We start from the raw sequence: 17,378 nt of genomic DNA, 5'->3' as shown, positions 1-17,378 counted from the left end.
CCTATGTCGCTCTTAGCTCCATCGCTGCTCGCTCACAAGACCTTCTTTGCTTGCTCCCGCGGAACAAATCGGGTGTCGCTCTTTCCTCCTTCCTGCCTCTCGTGTTTCCTCTTCGTTCATCAGGCCAGTACCGGACCCGGTGGGTTCTTCTTGCGTCCCTCTCGGGGCAAACACATCGCTACGATTCATAGCGTAATACACAAGCCCGCCGACGACCAGCAAAAGAGCAATATAAAATGGTGCTTTCGGTCCCCCACCCATACGTGTTGTCTCCCTCGATTACAGGATTACTAATCGGATTCGTTGTTCCCGACAGGGGCGCGGCATGCCGCGCCCCTGCAATTATACTACCCGTGAAAGACTGTTTTCGGTCGCGACTGCTCCATAGCGTACAACATCTGCATGATTGCATAGGCTGTCAACTCGCAGAGCAAGCGCGTGACTGTGTTGTGTAAAGCGTCATCAAGTTGCGGATCGATTTCCTTTAACAAAGCGACAACGCGTTGTTCCTGACTTGTTACTTCGTGTGCGTCGACACGTCCATCGGCCATAGCTGACAGGAACGATTCGAGCTGACGAGCATAGTCATCAATCAGCGGCGTTTGTGTCAGTTCGTCAACCCAACTCGGGCGGTGAGGGGAGGCAGTTGGTTTTTGCACTGCTGTGCGTACCGGTGCTACTTTACGAGCATTGGCCGGTGGCTTGGCGGGTTTGCGTGTAACCGACTTTTTCGCGACTTTCTTGGGCACGGGTTTTTTGGCCACCTTCTTTTTGACTACCGGCTTCTTGGCTACCGGTTTTTTCTTTGCCGCTGTGGCCTTTTTCGCTGGTCGAGGAGCCTTTTTCGCTTTTGCTTTTCTTGCTGCCATGCCCTCTCCTTATCGTGTAGCGTTATCACTGTTCGTTCAATAGCTGGCGGATGGCGACGAAGCGTTCTTGAATCTGGGTGCGGCCACCAGGCTGCGCAACCTTGGTGCGAAGATCAGGAGGAAGGAAGTTCAGTTGCGTACATTCCAACACTGCGGCGAGTTCTTGTAGTTCTTTTTCTAACCCCTGTGCTGACGGAATGAAATCACGTACGGCCTCTTCGAGATCGGTTTTCTGTAAGTCCGTCTGCCCAGTGGCAAGGATTCGGCGTTTCGCGCCCAGGATAATGCTCTCAATATCTGCACCACTCAGGTGACGGTCGGCGCTGATCGCCGGAATGTTGTCTGGTGCAAGTTTGACTTTGTTCTTTCGCGCCATGACGATGAACATCTCGCGAATCTCGGCGTCGTCATGTGGGTAGAACATTGGAATGTGAACTTCCGCGCGGCCTTGCCGCTTGATGTCAATGGGAAGGAGGTCTGGTCGCGAGGTGAGTAACATCCAGACGATTTTGCCACGATAGCGCGTATCGCCCATCTGGCTGGCGATCATTGAGAAGACGCGACTCGAAGTGCCGGAATCGCCTTCACTTTGACGGTTGCCAAGCGCTGCATCAGCTTCATCAATGATAACGACGACTGGCCCGAGCGAACGCAGAACCGTGAGCACTTGTTCAAGGTTGCCTTCGGTTTCACCCACATACTTCGAGCGGAAGTTGCGCAGTTTCACACAGGGAATACCGATCGATCCGGCGTAACATTCTGCCAAGAATGACTTGCCGGTACCGACCGGACCACACAATAGGTATCCCATTGGCGCGATGTCCAATTGTCCACTGGCAATCAGGGCTGCATCCTCACGTAAACGATCTTTCGCAGCCTGCTGGCCAACAACAAGATCAAGCGTGTGCGCTGGTTCGATAAACTCCAAGAGATTCTGACATTGGCGTTCAATGAGCGTTTTCTTGAGTTCACCGAACTGGCGATCATCGACGCGACGATCAGAGTGCTTCGCTTGAGAAAGTAGCACGTTCAAGTTGACTAAACTGAGGCCATTCGAGCGCTCAGCGAGTTGTTCAGGAGTAAAGTCTGTCAGTTGAGAGAAATTTTGCGTGCGACTCATCCAGCGTGCAAACTGTTCGCGTTCGGTCTTCGCTGGCAACGGCACTTCGATCGTGGTGACATGTGGATTCTGCACCAAACGTGAGTTGATCTCTGAGAGTTTTTCAGTGATCAGGCAGAATGCGATGTTTACGCGCTTGATATATGGGTTCTGTGCCCAGCCAAGGAAGCGTACGAGATTGGTTCCTGGCCCCCGACCTAACAGGCCGATGTCACCAGCAGGGATGAGATGTGAGGCATACTCAAATAGTAAGCCGACACTTTTGCGTTGCGCGGAGTCTGGTTCTAAAAGATTACGCTCTAGAAAGCGGTCGAGCAGAAGGAGGACCTGCTCTGGGTCACGTGGCCACGAGCCAGGTTCACCAAGGCGCGAGGAAAGTGTCTGTCCCATCGTCTGTTGACGTTTGCTATTCCCACCGGCGAACGGGCGCAGTCCACGGCCGAGGTCGTAGTGCAGGACCAGATCCCAAGCACCAAACACCTGCGTCGCCAGGAATTCACTCAGTGTGGTGTAACTGTCTTCTTCTTCCGGTGTGGTTGCGGGACAGCGGACAAGATCATGAATGTTGCCGTGCAGGACAAAGACACAGGTTGTACCGGAAAAATATAGATCCGCGAGTTCGCGTGCCCAACTTGGGTACCAGGAAGGGAGGGCTGTACTGCGACCTGGATGTGATGAAGAGAGTTGTTCCGGCATACAGTTTGTTGCCCTCATTGAGACGGCATGCCGTTAGGGCTGGGCCGAGTTGTCACCCTGACCGAAGTGAAGGGTCTCTCTGAAAGATTCTTCGCTTCGCGCAGAATGACACAGCTTGAGGCTTTTGTCGTACGATGTACGAAGTCACAGCTCTCGCTTAACTCTGTTTCAACGTTTCTACTTGCGCTGGCCCTAGTTCTTTCTGACTGGCTGTGATCCCAGCACTTTCAGGGGTCACCATGCCCATTTGCGTTTCAAACTCGCGCAAGGCTTGCTCGGCCATGTTCTTCTCAACAGCTTCTTCTCGTTTGATGTCAGCCACACCTTCGCTTGAGAGGTCGGTGGCGACGCGTGACTTGGCACGGTTCAAGTTGATCTTATCGTGAATGACCTGCTCGATTTGTCCAAAATCGGTGGTGACATCAAAGTTGAACGTATTTGCCAACTCCGCCATCTCGGCCTCGGCGCGGCTCATTTTCAATTCGGCATCATAACGGGTGATTTTATCGCGGATGTCGGCGAGTTTCTTACCGGCATGCTTAATTTTGGTGAGGTTATTCTCGTAGGCTTCTTCGTGCATCTTGAGGTTGTGTTCATTCTCGGCAAGTTGGGTTTTCGCCTTCTGCAGATCTAATGCATGTTTGGCGGCGGTCTCGCGATCTCCGGCTTGGAGGTAGGCTTTGATTCGCGCTTCGAGATTCGCGACCTGGGCCTTATCGTTGGCGACACGACGCATGACCTGTTCGACTAAGGCGCGATATTGCGCCACCCCTTCTCGTCCACCCTTGAGTTCTTCGACTGCTTGATCGTACTCATACTGCATCTGTGCGATAGGATCTGACGCCCAAAAGAAATTGGCGAGCTTATTGAGTTGAGCCTGAAGAGTCACCCATAGTTTGCCGAAAATCATGGTTTCCTCCACTCCTGGTTACGAATCCAAATCCCCACCTTCTTCTTACTGTTCCTGAATGCCAAGAGCTAGTCTAGCACAGTCGGAGAAAGGACGGCACGGCCTCTCAGCCGCTCGGGGCCAGTTAAATTTCCTTTCCCTCGACCCGATATTCTCTCGTAGGAATACCTGGATAGAACTCGCTGTGCTCCTGACGACAGAGAGAGTCCCGAAGCTCGTTTGTACGGTGAGCGTCAATGCAATAAAGCGATAGGGCCAAACATGAACCAGATCAGTCAACGATTGTCGACCGTGACAAAGTATACCGTAGCAGGGGTCCTCTTTGGCTGTTGTTTTCCGCTTGGCGCAACAGTGCTGGAGCTTGTGGGTCTAGGTCGTACCTTCAGCCTCGCCGACATCATCGCCGTGCAACGTGCTCAGCCACTTCATTGGATTATCGATGTCGCACCGCTTGTCCTCGGACTGGTTGGCTTCGTAACCGGGCGGCGTGCCCGCGAGAACCAGTATTTTCGACCATTTTTCTCAATGTCGCTCGACATGCTCTGTGTTGCGCGGTTCGATGGGACTTTTGAGCGTGTGAGTCCGACAGTACAATAGATGCTGGGATACCGGCCAGAAGAGATGGTGAATCAGCCATTTCTTGCCTTTACCCACCCAGAGGACCAAGAAGCAACAATTGAAGCAACGAAAAATTTGTCTCAGGGGAAGGACGAGACCAATTTTGAAAATCGCTACCGTTGTAAAGACGGATCCTATCGCTGGTTAGCGTGGCGTTCGAAATCAGTCCCTGGACAGCAGCGACTGTATGCGATCGGTACGGACGTGACAGAACGCAAGCTCATGGAGGAAAATCTTCAGAAACAGTTCGATGAAGTGACCTCCGGGGTGCAGGTGCTTGCGACAGCTGTGAATCAAATTGTCGATACCATGGCACAATTGTTAGTTGCCACGTCAGAGACGGCGACTACCGTTGCTCAGACAGCAACGACGATTGAGGAAGTGAAACAAACCGCATACGTATCAAGCCAGAAGGCGCAAGAGATTTGTGAGAATGCCAAACAGGCAGTCCACGTTGCCCAAGCCGGTGAGCAAGTGGTGGAACAGGCTCGTGCGGGGCTCACGCGCGCGCGATCAGATCCGTTCGATTGCCGATAGCGTGCTACAGCTTGGAACGCAGACCCAGGCGATTAGTGACATCATTACCTCGGTAAATGAACTTGCTGAGCAGTCGAATTTGCTGGCGGTGAATGCGGCCATCGAAGCCGCGAATGCTGGAGAACAAGGGAAGGGCTTTACGATTGTCGCACGCGAAGTAAAGCGACTCGCAGAGCAATCAAAACAAGCTACTGCCCAGGTTCGGTCGCTGTTGAGTGAAATTAAGAAGGCCAGCACCGCTGCCGTATTGGTAACCGAGCAGGGAGCAAAGACTGTTGAAATCGGTGTCCAGCAATCGCTCGAAGCTGGAGAATCGATACGTGCGTTGAGTCAAGGTATTGTCGAGGCCTCTTACGCGGTCACTCAGATTGCTGTGTCGAGTCAACAACAACTGGTAGGAATTGACCAAGTGTCGACTGCGATTGTGAACATTCGTACTGCCAGTCAGCAAAATACGGTCGGCATCAAGCAGGTCGAAGAAGCGGTACGTAACCTCCAACACGTCGGACAGTCCCTACAGCTCTTAGCTGAGCAGTCGACCGGGAAGCACGCGTAATACAGATTTGCAATGGCTACTATCCATCTGTTTGGCACTCGTTAAGCAAGTATGTCTCCCGGTTCCCTCTTCCGTACATAGCTCACGCCCATGTTTCCAGGTCTGAGCGGAAAATCCGCACCCGTTGCAACACGCTCTCACGCTGGGTGTTAAACCACGTCATGGCACCCGCAAGGAGTACCGCAAGGGTGAGCAGAATTACTGCTTGACTCAAGCGTTGGTCCGGGAACAGCATGATCAACTGCCAGCCGATGTTGCAGACGAGGCTGGCAACTCCAGTGTAGAGAAAGGCGCGTACCCGAACGGCGATCCCCAACAAAATCCCGGCAAAACTGAGGGCGAGGGCGACGAGAAAGATGCCGAGCCCTTGATGCAAAAAGACATCGGAGGTGGTGCTGACGTACAATGTCGTTGTGGCTGCCAAACGAATCGTGCTTAATACAGGTGCCTTGAGCTCATGACGATGGAGGTGGGCGAGCAACAGGACACTGACAGCAACTGGAGTCACATACAGTTGGATGACGTTATAGTGCTCTGCCCACAACGGAATCCATAGATACAGTGCCGCATTGCCACCAGCCAGTGCGAGATAGAGCGGCAGCGAACGTGCCGTTTCTCGATACGTGAGAAGATAGAGGGTGCTCGCGGCTACGAAAGCCAGACCAGCATGAGGGGAAGCGAGGTGAAAGGGAATCGTGGCAAAGAGCAGACATGGCATCACCATGACCACATGGAGGAGTGGCTCCAGGCGCACGAAGTGATAGAGTGCGAACAGCAGGTAGGCCGTGATCATGAGCCCTGTTGTGTCCCATGCTGATGCTGGCGCCAGACCCACGACAACAAGACGGATATAGAACAGCACGACGCCAGCGAAAACTGCGGTTGTATACATCCAGCGTGCTTGTTGTGTGATCCACGCTTGTCGTGCTCCAAAAGCGACGAGTAGAGCAGCAGCACTTAGGGCAGCAACTGCATCGGCTTTTCCATTGAGCCATTCTGGTGTGTCGCCAGAAGAAAGTGTCACAAAGAGAGAGATGGCGTGGAGAAGCCATTCGATTACGGCGATTCCGCAAGTGACTCTCCAGGGCCAGGAACAGAGTGGAACAAGCCATTCCTGCTGGTTGTGGGCCGGAACTGCGCTGGTTCCTGTCGGAACGATCTGGGAACGTTGGACTCTCTGAGTGAGCCACACCAGCAGCCACAAGACCAGTGCCATTTGTAACGCATACCACGGCCATAAGAAGGAAATCTGCGAAAACGGGACCCACAAGAGCGGCCAGTCATGGAGGAACACAAGCGCCATGATCCCCGCAGCAAGGATCCAGCGGTGCTGCTGTTGCTTCCATCCCAGTACGACAGCAGTGTCAATGAGGATCAGAAGCGTTAGCAGTTGCTCGGGAAGCGGGGCGGGAACCAACACGAGTGCTGTCATCGCTGCGACAAGTGTCGGTTCGACCCATACGGTCATCACACGCCGGAGAGGCTCAGTAACTTCATTCCCCCATTTGTACTTGTTCCACAGAGAAGATGCTGCGTACAACGCAGCACTCCACAACGCGATAAAGAATGGGAAGTGAAAAACTGAGGAGACATATCCGATCCAGGCAAGCAGAGCAGTACAACTGAGTGCCGCAAACAGAACGTGAGCTTCCCATGTTTGACGATGGTGCCACCACAGGTGCAGCAATGACAAGGTCAATATGCAGCCGACGGCAGCCAATGGAGACCAAGTGGCCAGGGATGGTGTCAGTAGTCCTAAAGACCTGAAGAAGAGTACTGAGCTAGCGAGGGTTGTGAGTCGAAAGAGGAAAAAGACTGTTGGCAATACGAGGAGAGGAGAAACTAAATTGTGATACCGCCAACCGAGGAAGGTAGCCCATTTTTCTCCGTGTTTGCGCCAGCACGGGACAAGCAACAAAAGCATGTTCAGCCACAGCAAAACGCCAATATTGAGACTCAACGGCTGAAAGGTGAAGAGCGATTTCTCGCTGAGATCGAGGGACTGATTCGGCCAGGTCAAGTTGAGAAGAAATCCCACTCGGATGATCAGGAAAACGGCTAACCACGTAAACCCGGGCCACGCACTATGGCGCAACATCAACAGCAGATATGCCGCCCACGCAAGAAGATATCCGGCGTTGTGTAACAATGCGAATCGAGACCCATAAGGGACATTGAGTACGGAATCGATCAGCCCTCCACAGCTTACCGCCGTTAAGCCAAACCACGGCCAGGTATCTGGCGTTACTGCCCACTGTCGATACTGTTCGTTCCAACGTGGTAGCGCAAAATTCGCTGCACTCCAGAGCGTGAATCCCCATAGCAATGCGATTAACCAGAGATGGCTGGTAACGTTTGTGAGAGCGCTGGCGCTGACAAGGCAGGCAGTGCCGAGGAGAGGGAGCGTGAATCCGCGGATGATAGGTGCTTCCGTCAAGGATTGTACGAGCGGAAACAGACTGGCCATCAACAATAAAAATGTCAGTACCAAGCACAGGTCTGGTCGAAGAGGCGCACTGACAAAAAGAACGGTTGTTCCAAACAATCCCCAGCCGTAGGTGATTGTAGCCGCCCATGTCACTGGGAGTGCATAAAGGGAGCCAGCGGCTGTTTGGCGTAGACGGTACGCGAGTAGAGCAAGACTGCCAGAGATGAAAGACACCAGTAACCATTGATCACTGAACGGTGAACCATCAGGCCACAGGGTGAATGGGGTCTCAGGATGCATAAGGAGCGCCTCGCCCCATACTACTGCGAGCGCTGCTATCACCACAGCCGCAACCTGCAAGGTTGTGTGGCCAAGAGTAGAGCTTGCTGCAAACAACACCGCACTGGCCAGCACGAGTGTTACCGTCGCCTGGACATTCACTCCTTGGGCGGCGTCAACCCAGGCCAGGGCAAGCGCTTGGTTGATGGTGAACACTGTAAGCAATACTGCCGCATGACATAGTGGCCTATGATAGAGTTGATGGGCACGCACCAGGATCTCTGAGTTGAGGCGGGTTTTTTGTAGAGAAAGTTCCCACGCACTGGTCCATAGCATGACGCCGAGAACGCTGGCGAGAAGTCCAAGATCGTGATCGCGGAACAAGGTGTAAACGCTGGTATGGAGTGGAAGTGTAATCCAGCTATAACTCAGGAGCGTAGCGAGGCTCACGACGCTGAGAAGCAGATAGGCATGGACTTTGTTCCGATACCACCAGCCTGTGATCCCAAGGAACAAGGTCACACAGACCAACGTAGCAAATACCGCCACATCAGGAGTGAACGGGCCGACGAGGAGCAACGACCCGGCCACACAGAGAAGACAGTGTACGACAGCAGTCCAGTGTACTGCTGCTTCGATCGTGTGGGGTTGGCCAGCGAGGTGGAGCAAATACGCAAGGCGTAGTGTCAGCGGGTGTTTCAAGAGCAGAACACTCGTGAACCACACCAGTAGTGAATAGGATGCACTGGAGAACGCTAAGTGAGATACCTGGGAAAGGCCAATCAGCGAGGTTGTTGCGAGCCATGCCCCAAGTCCCAGTACGAAGGCGAGTGGAAACGGTTGTACAATGCGGAAGTATCCCGCGCCAAGGACTGCTCCCACCGCGCTCAGACCTGCAGCTCCCACCCAGCTCCAACTCAGCGGGCTGTCCAGCAGCCGCGCGGTAAGATGCCACACGCCGAGTGCCCACAGGACGATCGTCGCAAGCAGTAAAGGGAACCGCAAGAGTGTGGGGTAGGCTCTCGCTCCAGAGACTGGGAATTTCCCCAGTAACGTGAATGGTGCTCTTTGCTGCGCACGAGCAGTGAGCTGAGTTTGTCGCGTCGCGAGGCTTTCCTCTGTTTCATGTTCTAGCCACCACAGTACGCCCCAGACAGCTAATGCGATGATCATCTGGATGATACCGGTGCTGGGTGCAGGGAAGTACGTCAGTTTGAGGAGAATACCGGCAAGTCCCCATAAGATCAGAGTGCCGTAGAACAGCCCTTGGGTTCGTAAGGCCAGGCTCATCCAGAGGAGCCCACCCCCGATTGCAACCAAGAGGAGTGGCAGTAGGCGATGATGGGTAAAGTCGGGTGCTGCGAGTGTGGCTGTCAGCCCCAGGACGATGGCGAAGTTTCCTAGTGCGCTGTTCAGTAGAATTTCCGCCTGGCAAAGGGCATCGCGCGTACCGATACGGTAGAGCCGGAGACCGAACGTGAGCCAAAGTCCAGCAAGGAGAACGAGGCCAATGGCCGTCAGTTCGGCCCAACTGGTGAATGGTAGTTGCGGGGCATAGGCAACAGTTAAATCAGCAAGCACCATCACGGTATAGAGCCAGGGACTCAGACGAAGGTCAGCAGCGGCTTGATCGTCCGCCGTTTCGCTATGCCTTTGCGGTGCCAGTTGCAAACCTGTGAAAACCAGGCCCGTTGTCACTGCTGCCGTCGTCATTGCGACAAGGCTCGGGTGCGAGTGCAAGAGGCTCCACACACACCACGACCGTCGTAGCGAGCCAGGTCCAGTAACAGATTGACACTAGTGACGTCTGCCAACGTCGTTGGAGCCAGCGCGTAGCCATCAGGAGTCCGACAAGACCCGGGAGGCTCGCTAGCAAGTACCAAGACGAGTCAACGTGTTGCAGAATCACTGACTGATATAACCATCCACTACACGCGAGCAGGATCGCCAATGGGACAAAGGTCGCATATTGCCAGACCACGCTGCTGTACACCACGATAGCAAAGCAGAGGGTGACGATACGTGCCCCTGGGGCGTTGACGCAGAGCAATAGGGCTAGCATCGACAGCCCGTAGAGAAAAAAACTTATCCGGGAGAGAAACGCGTACCGCTGTACCCAGTGTTTGAGCTGTGCATCGACGTAAAACAGTAATCCACACATGCCCATGAGGAACGGACCAGCGTAACCTGCGGGAAGAGTGATGGGAGTGCTGTGTCCCCAGGTCGAATGCACAAAAGAAACTGCGGCTGCGTAGACGAGCGTGCCAACTGCGTAGTACGCGATTGTCCTGCGCTCGGCAAGGATTGAGTGCAGCCATTCGTGCGTAAACTTCTGGACGCCATACGCAAGCATCCCGAATAATATACAGTGAGTGATAGCTAAAAGAGGCCAAGAGGGATAACTGGTGAGTAACGGGGTGATTATCTGAGCGGCAGTAAGAGCAAGGAAAAGTTGGGGATGGCGACCCTGGAGAGAGCGATCCATGACCCCTGAGACCAACATAGTGGCATAGTAAAACCCTACCATCTCCACAGCAGCGAGTAGGAAGCCAGCTATTGTCCAAGACGTGGTCTGAGCAGTGGTAATAAGGCGCACGGCCGCCGCGATATTGAGCGGAATCAGCAGAAGCCCCAGCGCTAACAAGACCCGTCCAGCAATGAGTTCTGGTCGGCCGCGACACAGGCGATACCCGATCCACAGTAAGAAGCTACTGTACATGAGCAACACGCCAGACACGGCCAGTGTGTTCATCTGCCCATTGGTTGAGGAAATCAAGAATGTCGAGCCCGCGACGAAGCACAGCCCACAGATGAACCAGAGAATGTTTTGCAACAAAAATGGCACTAACAGCGCCGGCCAGCGAGAGACGCTTCGCAGTGTGCGTTCAAGCACGCTCGGTGGCGTTGGTGCCCAAGCGTCGGCAGTAGCGTCGGAAGAAGAAGGAGGCGTAGCGCTAGAGAGAAAAGCCGGAGATGCTTCTGTTGGTGTGGTTCCCTTCGGGGCGTGTGTGAGCAAGGCCGCGGATTCCTCTGGTAACGTTGGCACTGCGGGAATCGGCGGAACGTGAGGTGACGCAGTGAGTACCTCGCTCAGATCAAGTTGCTGGGTGATTTTTGTCTGACGCCGCGAAGCGCGCGGTTGGAGCGGTAACGCGAGCTGTTGTGCGGTCTCGACGAGTTTTGTCTTCTGCCAGGGAGGGGAAACCGCAGCAACAATTTTCTGAGTAATCAGCCGTTGCCAGGCGGCTTCACGCCCGTCTCGCCAACGCTGACTGTCAGGCCTGATATAGAGATCGGAGAGAGAGTGATCACACAGCGTATTAATTTCTTCTGTGACCCTCCCATAAAATACGCGATCGATATTGCCGCTCTCGTATTGATGGGCAAGTTCATTACGCAAGATCAGCAAATCGATGAATGTGTTGTCTGCAGGGGTGCTTGGCCGTGTTTGCGAAGGCGCGGTGGCGAGAACCTTTGCTTGCTGGCGACGATACAGCCGGATACAGCCATACAACAGAAGAAAGAAGAAAAACGGGTAGCGATAAAAGAGTTCAAGGAGCGGAGAGAGGAACCACCAGGCGATGAGAAGAAGAAGAAAGTCCATATCAGCGTTTCAGTTTGAAGAAAAAGTCACCGCTGGTTCTCTCTCCTGTCAAGGAGAGGGCCAGGGTGAGGTTCGTGAACTGAGAACCCTCGATGTTCGTTTTAACCCCCATCCTGGCCTTCCCCCTGTCAAGCGAGGAGGAGAGACGTTCAGACTTTCATCTTTATGAGTCTCTCCGCCGGAGGTAAGTGTTAGCTCAATCGACTACGACATCTGCTCCCCATCAACCTTCTTCTTCAGCTCGGCGAGTTCGTTTTCGACTTCCAACTCTATCTCCATGGCTGACACTTCTTTTTCGAGCTGCGAGGAATGGTTGTTGACCTCATTCATGGCCTCGGCCCGTGCTTCCATCTCTGACACGCGACCCTCCATGCGTGTGAACGTCTCGTGGGCGGCGAGTCCAGCTTTGAAATGTGACATCGTACTGCCCATGTATTCCTGCGCCTGGGCTGCACGCTGCCGGGCAATCAACATGGTCCGTTTGCGTTTGGCTTCGTCGAGTTTTGCTTCGAGTGCTTGCAATTGCTTTTTTAGGTGTTCACTGGTCGCTCGCGCCGATTCCCATGCTGGCTCTAATGCCTGAATGATGCTGTCGTATTCCTTCTTTCGCATCAATGCTGCGCGCGCGAGGTCCTCTCTGTTGGCGTGTAGCGCGTCCTCTGCCTTCTTCATCCACTCGGTCGATTGACGTCGTCGCAGTTCGAGATCCTTCTGCAATTGTTTCTCACTGGCGATGGCGTCGATAACACCCTCTTTGGCGCGCGCGATGCTTTCTTCCATTTCGCGGATCATCTGTTTGATCATCCGTTCTGGATCTTCAACGCGGTCGATCATTTCGTTGATGTTGGCGGTGATGATCTCATGAATACGTACGAAGAGGTTAGCCATGAGGAAATCCTTTCTTGCTGGTTGAAGCAGAGGCCTAGGTTAAGAGTATCGGGACTTCAATCACAATGATTAACGCTGCCAGACAGTTTCTGAAGCCGCCAACGAGAGTGCGGTAACCCGCACGGCACGAAGATCGACTTTGCCGGTGCCAAGCACTGGGATCGCTTCGACCGCGAAGAGATGCTCGCGCTTCGGTACCCACAGCTTGGGTAGGTCGGTTTGGTTCAAGTGTGTCCACAACACGTCAGGGGTGTACTCAGTGTGGGTGTACAGAACGATGAGCCGTTCTCCTTTCTGCTCGTCAGGAATTGCGGTGACAACGCAGGAAGCCTCACCAAGGATTTGATGAATGGCTTCTTCAATACGAAGATGTGGTACCATCTCACCGCCAATTTTACTGAAGCGTGAGAGACGATCCGTGAGGTGAATAAAGCCGTCCTCATCAAGTTTGGCGATGTCGCCAGTGACATACCATCCATCGCGAATCACCTCGCGTGTCTTCTCCGGCTGGCCAAGGTAACCGAGCATGCGGTTAGGACCTTTGACGAGGAGCAGCCCTTCCTGACCGACGGGAAGCACGTCGCCGGTTTCCTGATCGACCACTTTCGCTACGACTCCAGGAATCGGGTGACCAACACTGCCTGATTTGAGGCCAATCTGGTTGTGATGTCCCTCTTTAATATCAGGGACATTGACGGCAATCGCCGGTGACATTTCGGTGCAACCATAGCCTTCGAGCAGGTCGATGCCATACTTTTCGCGGAAGGCTTGCGCCAGTGCCGGGCGCAGCTTCTCAGCTCCAGCGATCGCATAGCGCAACGACGCGAATTCTTCAGTTGTACACTTGCGTAGATACGCAGCGTAAAAGGTTGGGGTGCTAATCAAGACCGTCGCTTGATATTGCTGCACCATCTCACCAAGTGTTTTGGCGTCAAGCGGATTGGGATGATAGACAACTCGCCAACCTGCGACGAGTGGCAGCCACAGGGTCCCGGTGAAACCAAAAGAGTGGAAAAATGGCAGCGATCCCATCACGCAATCTTGTGCAGTGGTGGTGAAAATTTGTTGCATCGATTCAACGTTGGAGAGGATATTGTGATGCGACAACATCACGCCTTTCGGGGTACCGGTGCTGCCACTGGAAAAGATAATCGTCGCGAGGGAATTCGGCTCTTGTTGTGGACGATTCCACCAGCGCTGCAGAAGCCGTGTCGGCGTGAGAAATGCCACGATTGCCGTCCACACACGCTCGGTCGAAGACATCCCTTTCAAGAGATCCTCGATAAACACCATGCCGTCACGCTCATCAAGCTTCGCTTTGCTCAGAAACGTTCGCGAGGTGAGAATCGTACGCAGATTGCTCTGTTCGATTGCCAGCTCCATCGCTTCACGACCGATGGTGAAGTTGAGGTTGACCGGTACCTTGCCCGCGAGTGATGTCGCAATGTTGGCAAGTGCACCGCCAACTGAAGCAGGAAGAATAAGCCCGATGTTCTGCTCCTGTGGTCTCTGGCGCTGCAGCCACCGCGCTAAGAACAGACTGCCGATCAGTGTCTTACCATAAGATAACTTCCGACCAGTCGAGTCTGCCATACAGAAAGAAAACCAACGGCGCTTGGCGGCCTCAATGAACCGCAGATGTAACAAGTCGTTCTTTGTGCGGCGATGGTCGACCGCTGCGCTGCCCAGTTCTGCGATGGTCTGCCGGACCTGCGCCGCTGTGGCAGTCGAGGGTAAGGGGGTGCCGAAGGAGACAGTGACCGGGTAGGGAAATCGTTTTGGCCATTTCCAGAAGAAATGACCATTCTCGAAGCTGAAGACGCTTCCCCACAGACGGTCGAGATGCACGGGAATGATCGGGACATTGTCGAGTCCTTGCATGATTTTCTCAAACCCACGCTTGAAAGGAAGGAGATTGCCGGTGCGACTGATCGCACCTTCGGCAAAGATGCACACCACGTGACCCTGACGGAGTTGTTCGCGCGCACGTTCGAGCGAGGCCAATACGACTTTGCGGTTTCCGCTTTCTACCGGAATCGCGTTCATCAGCCGCATGAACCAGTGGATTGCCTTTCGTTCATAAATGGGTTTGTACACAAGAAAACGCATGAAGCGCTGGACACAGCCACCGACCAACAAACCGTCCACGAACGACATGTGATTACAGACGAGCAGCGCCGGACCACGTAGTGGGACGTTGTCTCTCCCAACAATGCGAATGCGATAGATGGTGTGGGTTAAGAGCCAGAGACTAAAGCGAACAAAGAAGTCAGGAACGAGGGTGAAGATGTAGAGTGCAACGACAGCATTGAAGAGGGCTGAGGCGAGAAGGAGCTGGGGAATGCTGAGCCCGGCCTTAAGCAGGACAACTGCGAGGATAGCCGAGAGTACCATGAAGAGAGAGTTAATAATATTATTCCCAGCGATAATGCGCGAGCGATAGGTCTCATCGCTACGGAACTGGATGAGCGCGTACAAGGGAACGATGAAGAAGCCGCCGAAGAGACCTAGGAAGAACAAGTCTGCGGCAATGCGCCAGCCTGTGAAGGTCTGTAAGAAAGTGGTAACACCGATAACGCTCTCAGCTTTGAGAGCAGGAGTTGCAAAGAAGAGGTCGATGCCGAACCAGGTCAGCCCCAACGCGCCAAACGGTACGGGCCCCATTTCCACTTTATGACCTGAGAGGCGTTCGCAGAGCAGTGAGCCGATTCCCACGCCAAAGGAGAAACAGGTTAAGAACAGAGTCACCAGTTGTTCGTTGCCACCGATGACTTCTTTGCTGTAATTGGGGAACTGCGACAAAAAGAGCGATCCATAACACCAAAACCACGAAATGCCCAAGATCGAGAGGAAGACCGTCCGATCTGTACGCGTGAGCTTGAGCATGTTCACCGTTTCGCCCCAGACGTTCCAATTGATCTTCAGGGTTGGATCAGGGGCGGGGGAATGGGGAATCTGACGGCTTATGAGCCAGCCGCTGCACGCCACACCGATCGTCGTCAACGACACCAGCATCGTTCCCCACGGTTGGACACTCACAAGAATGCCTCCGAGGATGGTGCCAAGCAGAATCGCCACGAACGTGCCCATTTCGACCAGACCATTACCGCCAGTGAGTTCCTCAGAGCGGAGATGCTGGGGAAGGATAGAGTACTTCACTGGACCAAAGAGCGTCGACTGCACGCCCCCGAGAAACAGCGAGATGAGCAGCAGCGAAAGGTTCTGGAAGTAGAACCCAACGGCACCCAGCGCCATCAAGGCGATTTCTAATGCGACAGTGTATTGGATCAGACGGGATTTTTCGTACTTGTCGGCGATTTGCCCGCAGGTGGCTGAGAACAAGAAAAAGGGCAGAATGAACAAACCTGCACTCAGGTTGATCAGCGTATCAGAATCGATCGAGGTCAATGCAGCGCCCTGAAAGGCGAACAAAATCACCAGCGCATTTTTGTAGACGTTGTCATTGAACGCACCCAGGAACTGAGTCCAGAAAAATGGTGCAAACCGTCGCTGTCGCAGCAAAGAAAATTGGTTCTCGTTCTTCATAGTCCCTGTACTCTCTTAAGAATGTTGTTGCACTGCTAAGCGCAACCCCCATGCCAAGCGTACTCCCTTTGGTATTGTCCTGGCAAATCGGAGAGTTACGCGGAAAATAGCATGCCGCGACAAAGCTGAGGTGGATGTGCCGATGTGCATATTATGCCAAAAGAAAGACATTGAATGTACTCATTGCTCAAGACCGACCACCTGCTGCCTTGCCTGCGGGTCGAGTTGCAACAGGTAATCGACCACCGCTTCAACCGTCACAACCTGATAGGTTCCGGCGAGGCGATCGCTGAGGGGATGATCATCAAACTGCACGTTGGCGCTTAACAATCGTGCGCCTAAACGCGTGAGCGGCGGCAGATGAATACGCGTAGGAGTAAAAGCGTGCCGCTTCAGCCAGTGTTGAGCGTGGGTACGGGTGCTGATCTCACCGTCAGAGGCCAGCGCGGCAGCCAGTGTTTCCAATAGCCATTGGTTGGAGTTCTGGTAACGTGTTTCCCACGGATACGCGATCATGCTGTAGTCAGGCTCGTGTAACTGATCGGGCACGCCACTCGCAAGCACTGCGACGAGCTTTTGCTGAACAGTTGGTGAGGGAATCACCAGTAGTGCTTCGTAGGCAAGTGGACTGTCAAGAAAAAAATTGCCCAGTCCTTCGTCAAAGAGCCGAGACTGCGCGGTCGCGCACTGGTTGAGCTCATGGACCACCAGCCAACGTCCCTGAGGATGATCGCGCCAGGCAAATCCGGCATGCGAATAGCGCAAACGATAGGCAGACAGATCGGCACCGATCCGACCAAGCACCGCCACCTGAGCCCCCGACTCCTCTAGCGCTGCACGAGTTTTGAAGGCCAAGGTTAATCCCTTATGCAAGGCTGCGGGAGGCGGTGGCTGCTCAGTGCAAAATTGACCAGCAAAGGTGGGAGTGATGAACACAACTGTAACAAGCAGACTAGCCAGCACCTGGATAACGACTCGTCGCTGTTTCATAAGAGTTCCTGAGACATGGATGGCGAATGCACACTCATGAGAAAGATGTGTTTGAGTTTCTTCCCCCAGTCATGGGGGAAGGTTAGGAAGGGGGTATTAGCGCAAGCTGCGAGTATGAACGTATCACTTTCAACCCCCATCCTGGCCTTCCCCCTTAAGAAAGTGTTTTTTAATTCGTATTTTCCGTCGTCACCATCCGCAGCGTGCGCCGGATACTGGCCAAGTACACCATAGCGTCACTGGAAACGGTGGTATGTTCGAAGTCCCGACACAAGCGCCGCTAGCGCCCCAGCCAACCGAAGGACCGCTCCACCACCCAGCGGCGGGGCAACACGGT

The 17,378-nt window shown here is 53.8% G+C and carries 12 protein-coding genes; 3 read left to right on the top strand and 9 right to left on the bottom strand.

The window, feature by feature from the left end; genetic code table 11:
• Positions 1–12 precede the first annotated feature (12 nt).
• The 4 genes from FJ147_20740 to FJ147_20725 all read right to left on the bottom strand — a co-directional run bounded on the left by FJ147_20740 (position 13) and on the right by FJ147_20725 (position 3,595).
• Positions 13–261 carry a hypothetical protein gene (locus tag FJ147_20740; protein MBM4258310.1) on the bottom strand — a complete coding sequence of 83 codons (249 nt, stop codon included), beginning with the start codon at positions 259–261 and terminating at the stop codon, positions 13–15.
• Between the two features lie 86 nt (positions 262–347).
• Entirely contained in the window at positions 348–869 is a 522-nt protein-coding gene (locus FJ147_20735; protein MBM4258309.1) for a hypothetical protein, read from the bottom strand.
• Between the two features lie 25 nt (positions 870–894).
• Positions 895–2,703, bottom strand: coding sequence for an ATP-binding protein (locus FJ147_20730; protein MBM4258308.1), 1,809 nt, complete (start codon positions 2,701–2,703; stop codon positions 895–897).
• Positions 2,704–2,842: 139 nt separating this feature from the next.
• Positions 2,843–3,595, bottom strand: a complete 753-nt coding sequence (locus FJ147_20725; protein MBM4258307.1) for a hypothetical protein — start codon at positions 3,593–3,595, stop codon at positions 2,843–2,845.
• 261 nt (positions 3,596–3,856) lie between these two features.
• On the opposite strand from FJ147_20725, the gene FJ147_20720 reads away from it, so the two are divergent.
• The 3 genes from FJ147_20720 to FJ147_20710 are packed head-to-tail and all read left to right on the top strand — an operon-like array spanning position 3,857 to position 5,306.
• The gene (locus FJ147_20720) at positions 3,857–4,192 is read left to right on the top strand and encodes a hypothetical protein (GenBank protein ID MBM4258306.1); all 336 of its coding nucleotides are present in this window, start codon (positions 3,857–3,859) and stop codon (positions 4,190–4,192) included.
• Entirely contained in the window at positions 4,193–4,750 is a 558-nt protein-coding gene (locus tag FJ147_20715) for a methyl-accepting chemotaxis protein (protein MBM4258305.1), read from the top strand.
• Positions 4,647–5,306: a hypothetical protein gene (locus tag FJ147_20710; GenBank protein MBM4258304.1), complete on the top strand. Its 660-nt coding sequence runs from the start codon at positions 4,647–4,649 to the stop codon at positions 5,304–5,306. The genes FJ147_20715 and FJ147_20710 overlap by 104 nt, the downstream gene beginning before the upstream one ends.
• Positions 5,307–5,388: 82 nt before the next feature.
• Here FJ147_20710 and FJ147_20705 read toward each other — a convergent pair whose 3' ends face one another.
• From FJ147_20705 to FJ147_20685, 5 genes are all read right to left on the bottom strand, one after another.
• Positions 5,389–9,753: a hypothetical protein gene (locus FJ147_20705; GenBank protein ID MBM4258303.1), complete on the bottom strand. Its 4,365-nt coding sequence runs from the start codon at positions 9,751–9,753 to the stop codon at positions 5,389–5,391.
• On the bottom strand, positions 9,659–11,617 hold the full coding sequence (locus tag FJ147_20700) for a hypothetical protein (GenBank protein ID MBM4258302.1): 1,959 nt from the start codon (positions 11,615–11,617) through the stop codon (positions 9,659–9,661). Before FJ147_20700 ends, FJ147_20705 begins: the two co-directional genes overlap by 95 nt.
• A gap of 204 nt (positions 11,618–11,821) precedes the next feature.
• Positions 11,822–12,505, bottom strand: coding sequence for a phage shock protein A (locus FJ147_20695; protein MBM4258301.1), 684 nt, complete (start codon positions 12,503–12,505; stop codon positions 11,822–11,824).
• A 69-nt stretch (positions 12,506–12,574) separates the two neighbouring features.
• Positions 12,575–16,051, bottom strand: a complete 3,477-nt coding sequence (locus FJ147_20690; protein ID MBM4258300.1) for an MFS transporter — start codon at positions 16,049–16,051, stop codon at positions 12,575–12,577.
• A 180-nt stretch (positions 16,052–16,231) separates the two neighbouring features.
• Positions 16,232–17,041: a DUF2145 domain-containing protein gene (locus tag FJ147_20685; GenBank protein ID MBM4258299.1), complete on the bottom strand. Its 810-nt coding sequence runs from the start codon at positions 17,039–17,041 to the stop codon at positions 16,232–16,234.
• Between the last annotated feature and the right edge of the window lie 337 nt (positions 17,042–17,378).

It is taken from the genome of Deltaproteobacteria bacterium (assembly GCA_016874775.1).
Classification (GTDB): domain Bacteria; phylum Desulfobacterota; class Binatia; order Bin18; family Bin18; genus VGTJ01.
Note: the sequence above shows the minus strand (reverse complement) of the source record. Positions and strands in the feature narration are given on the sequence as shown.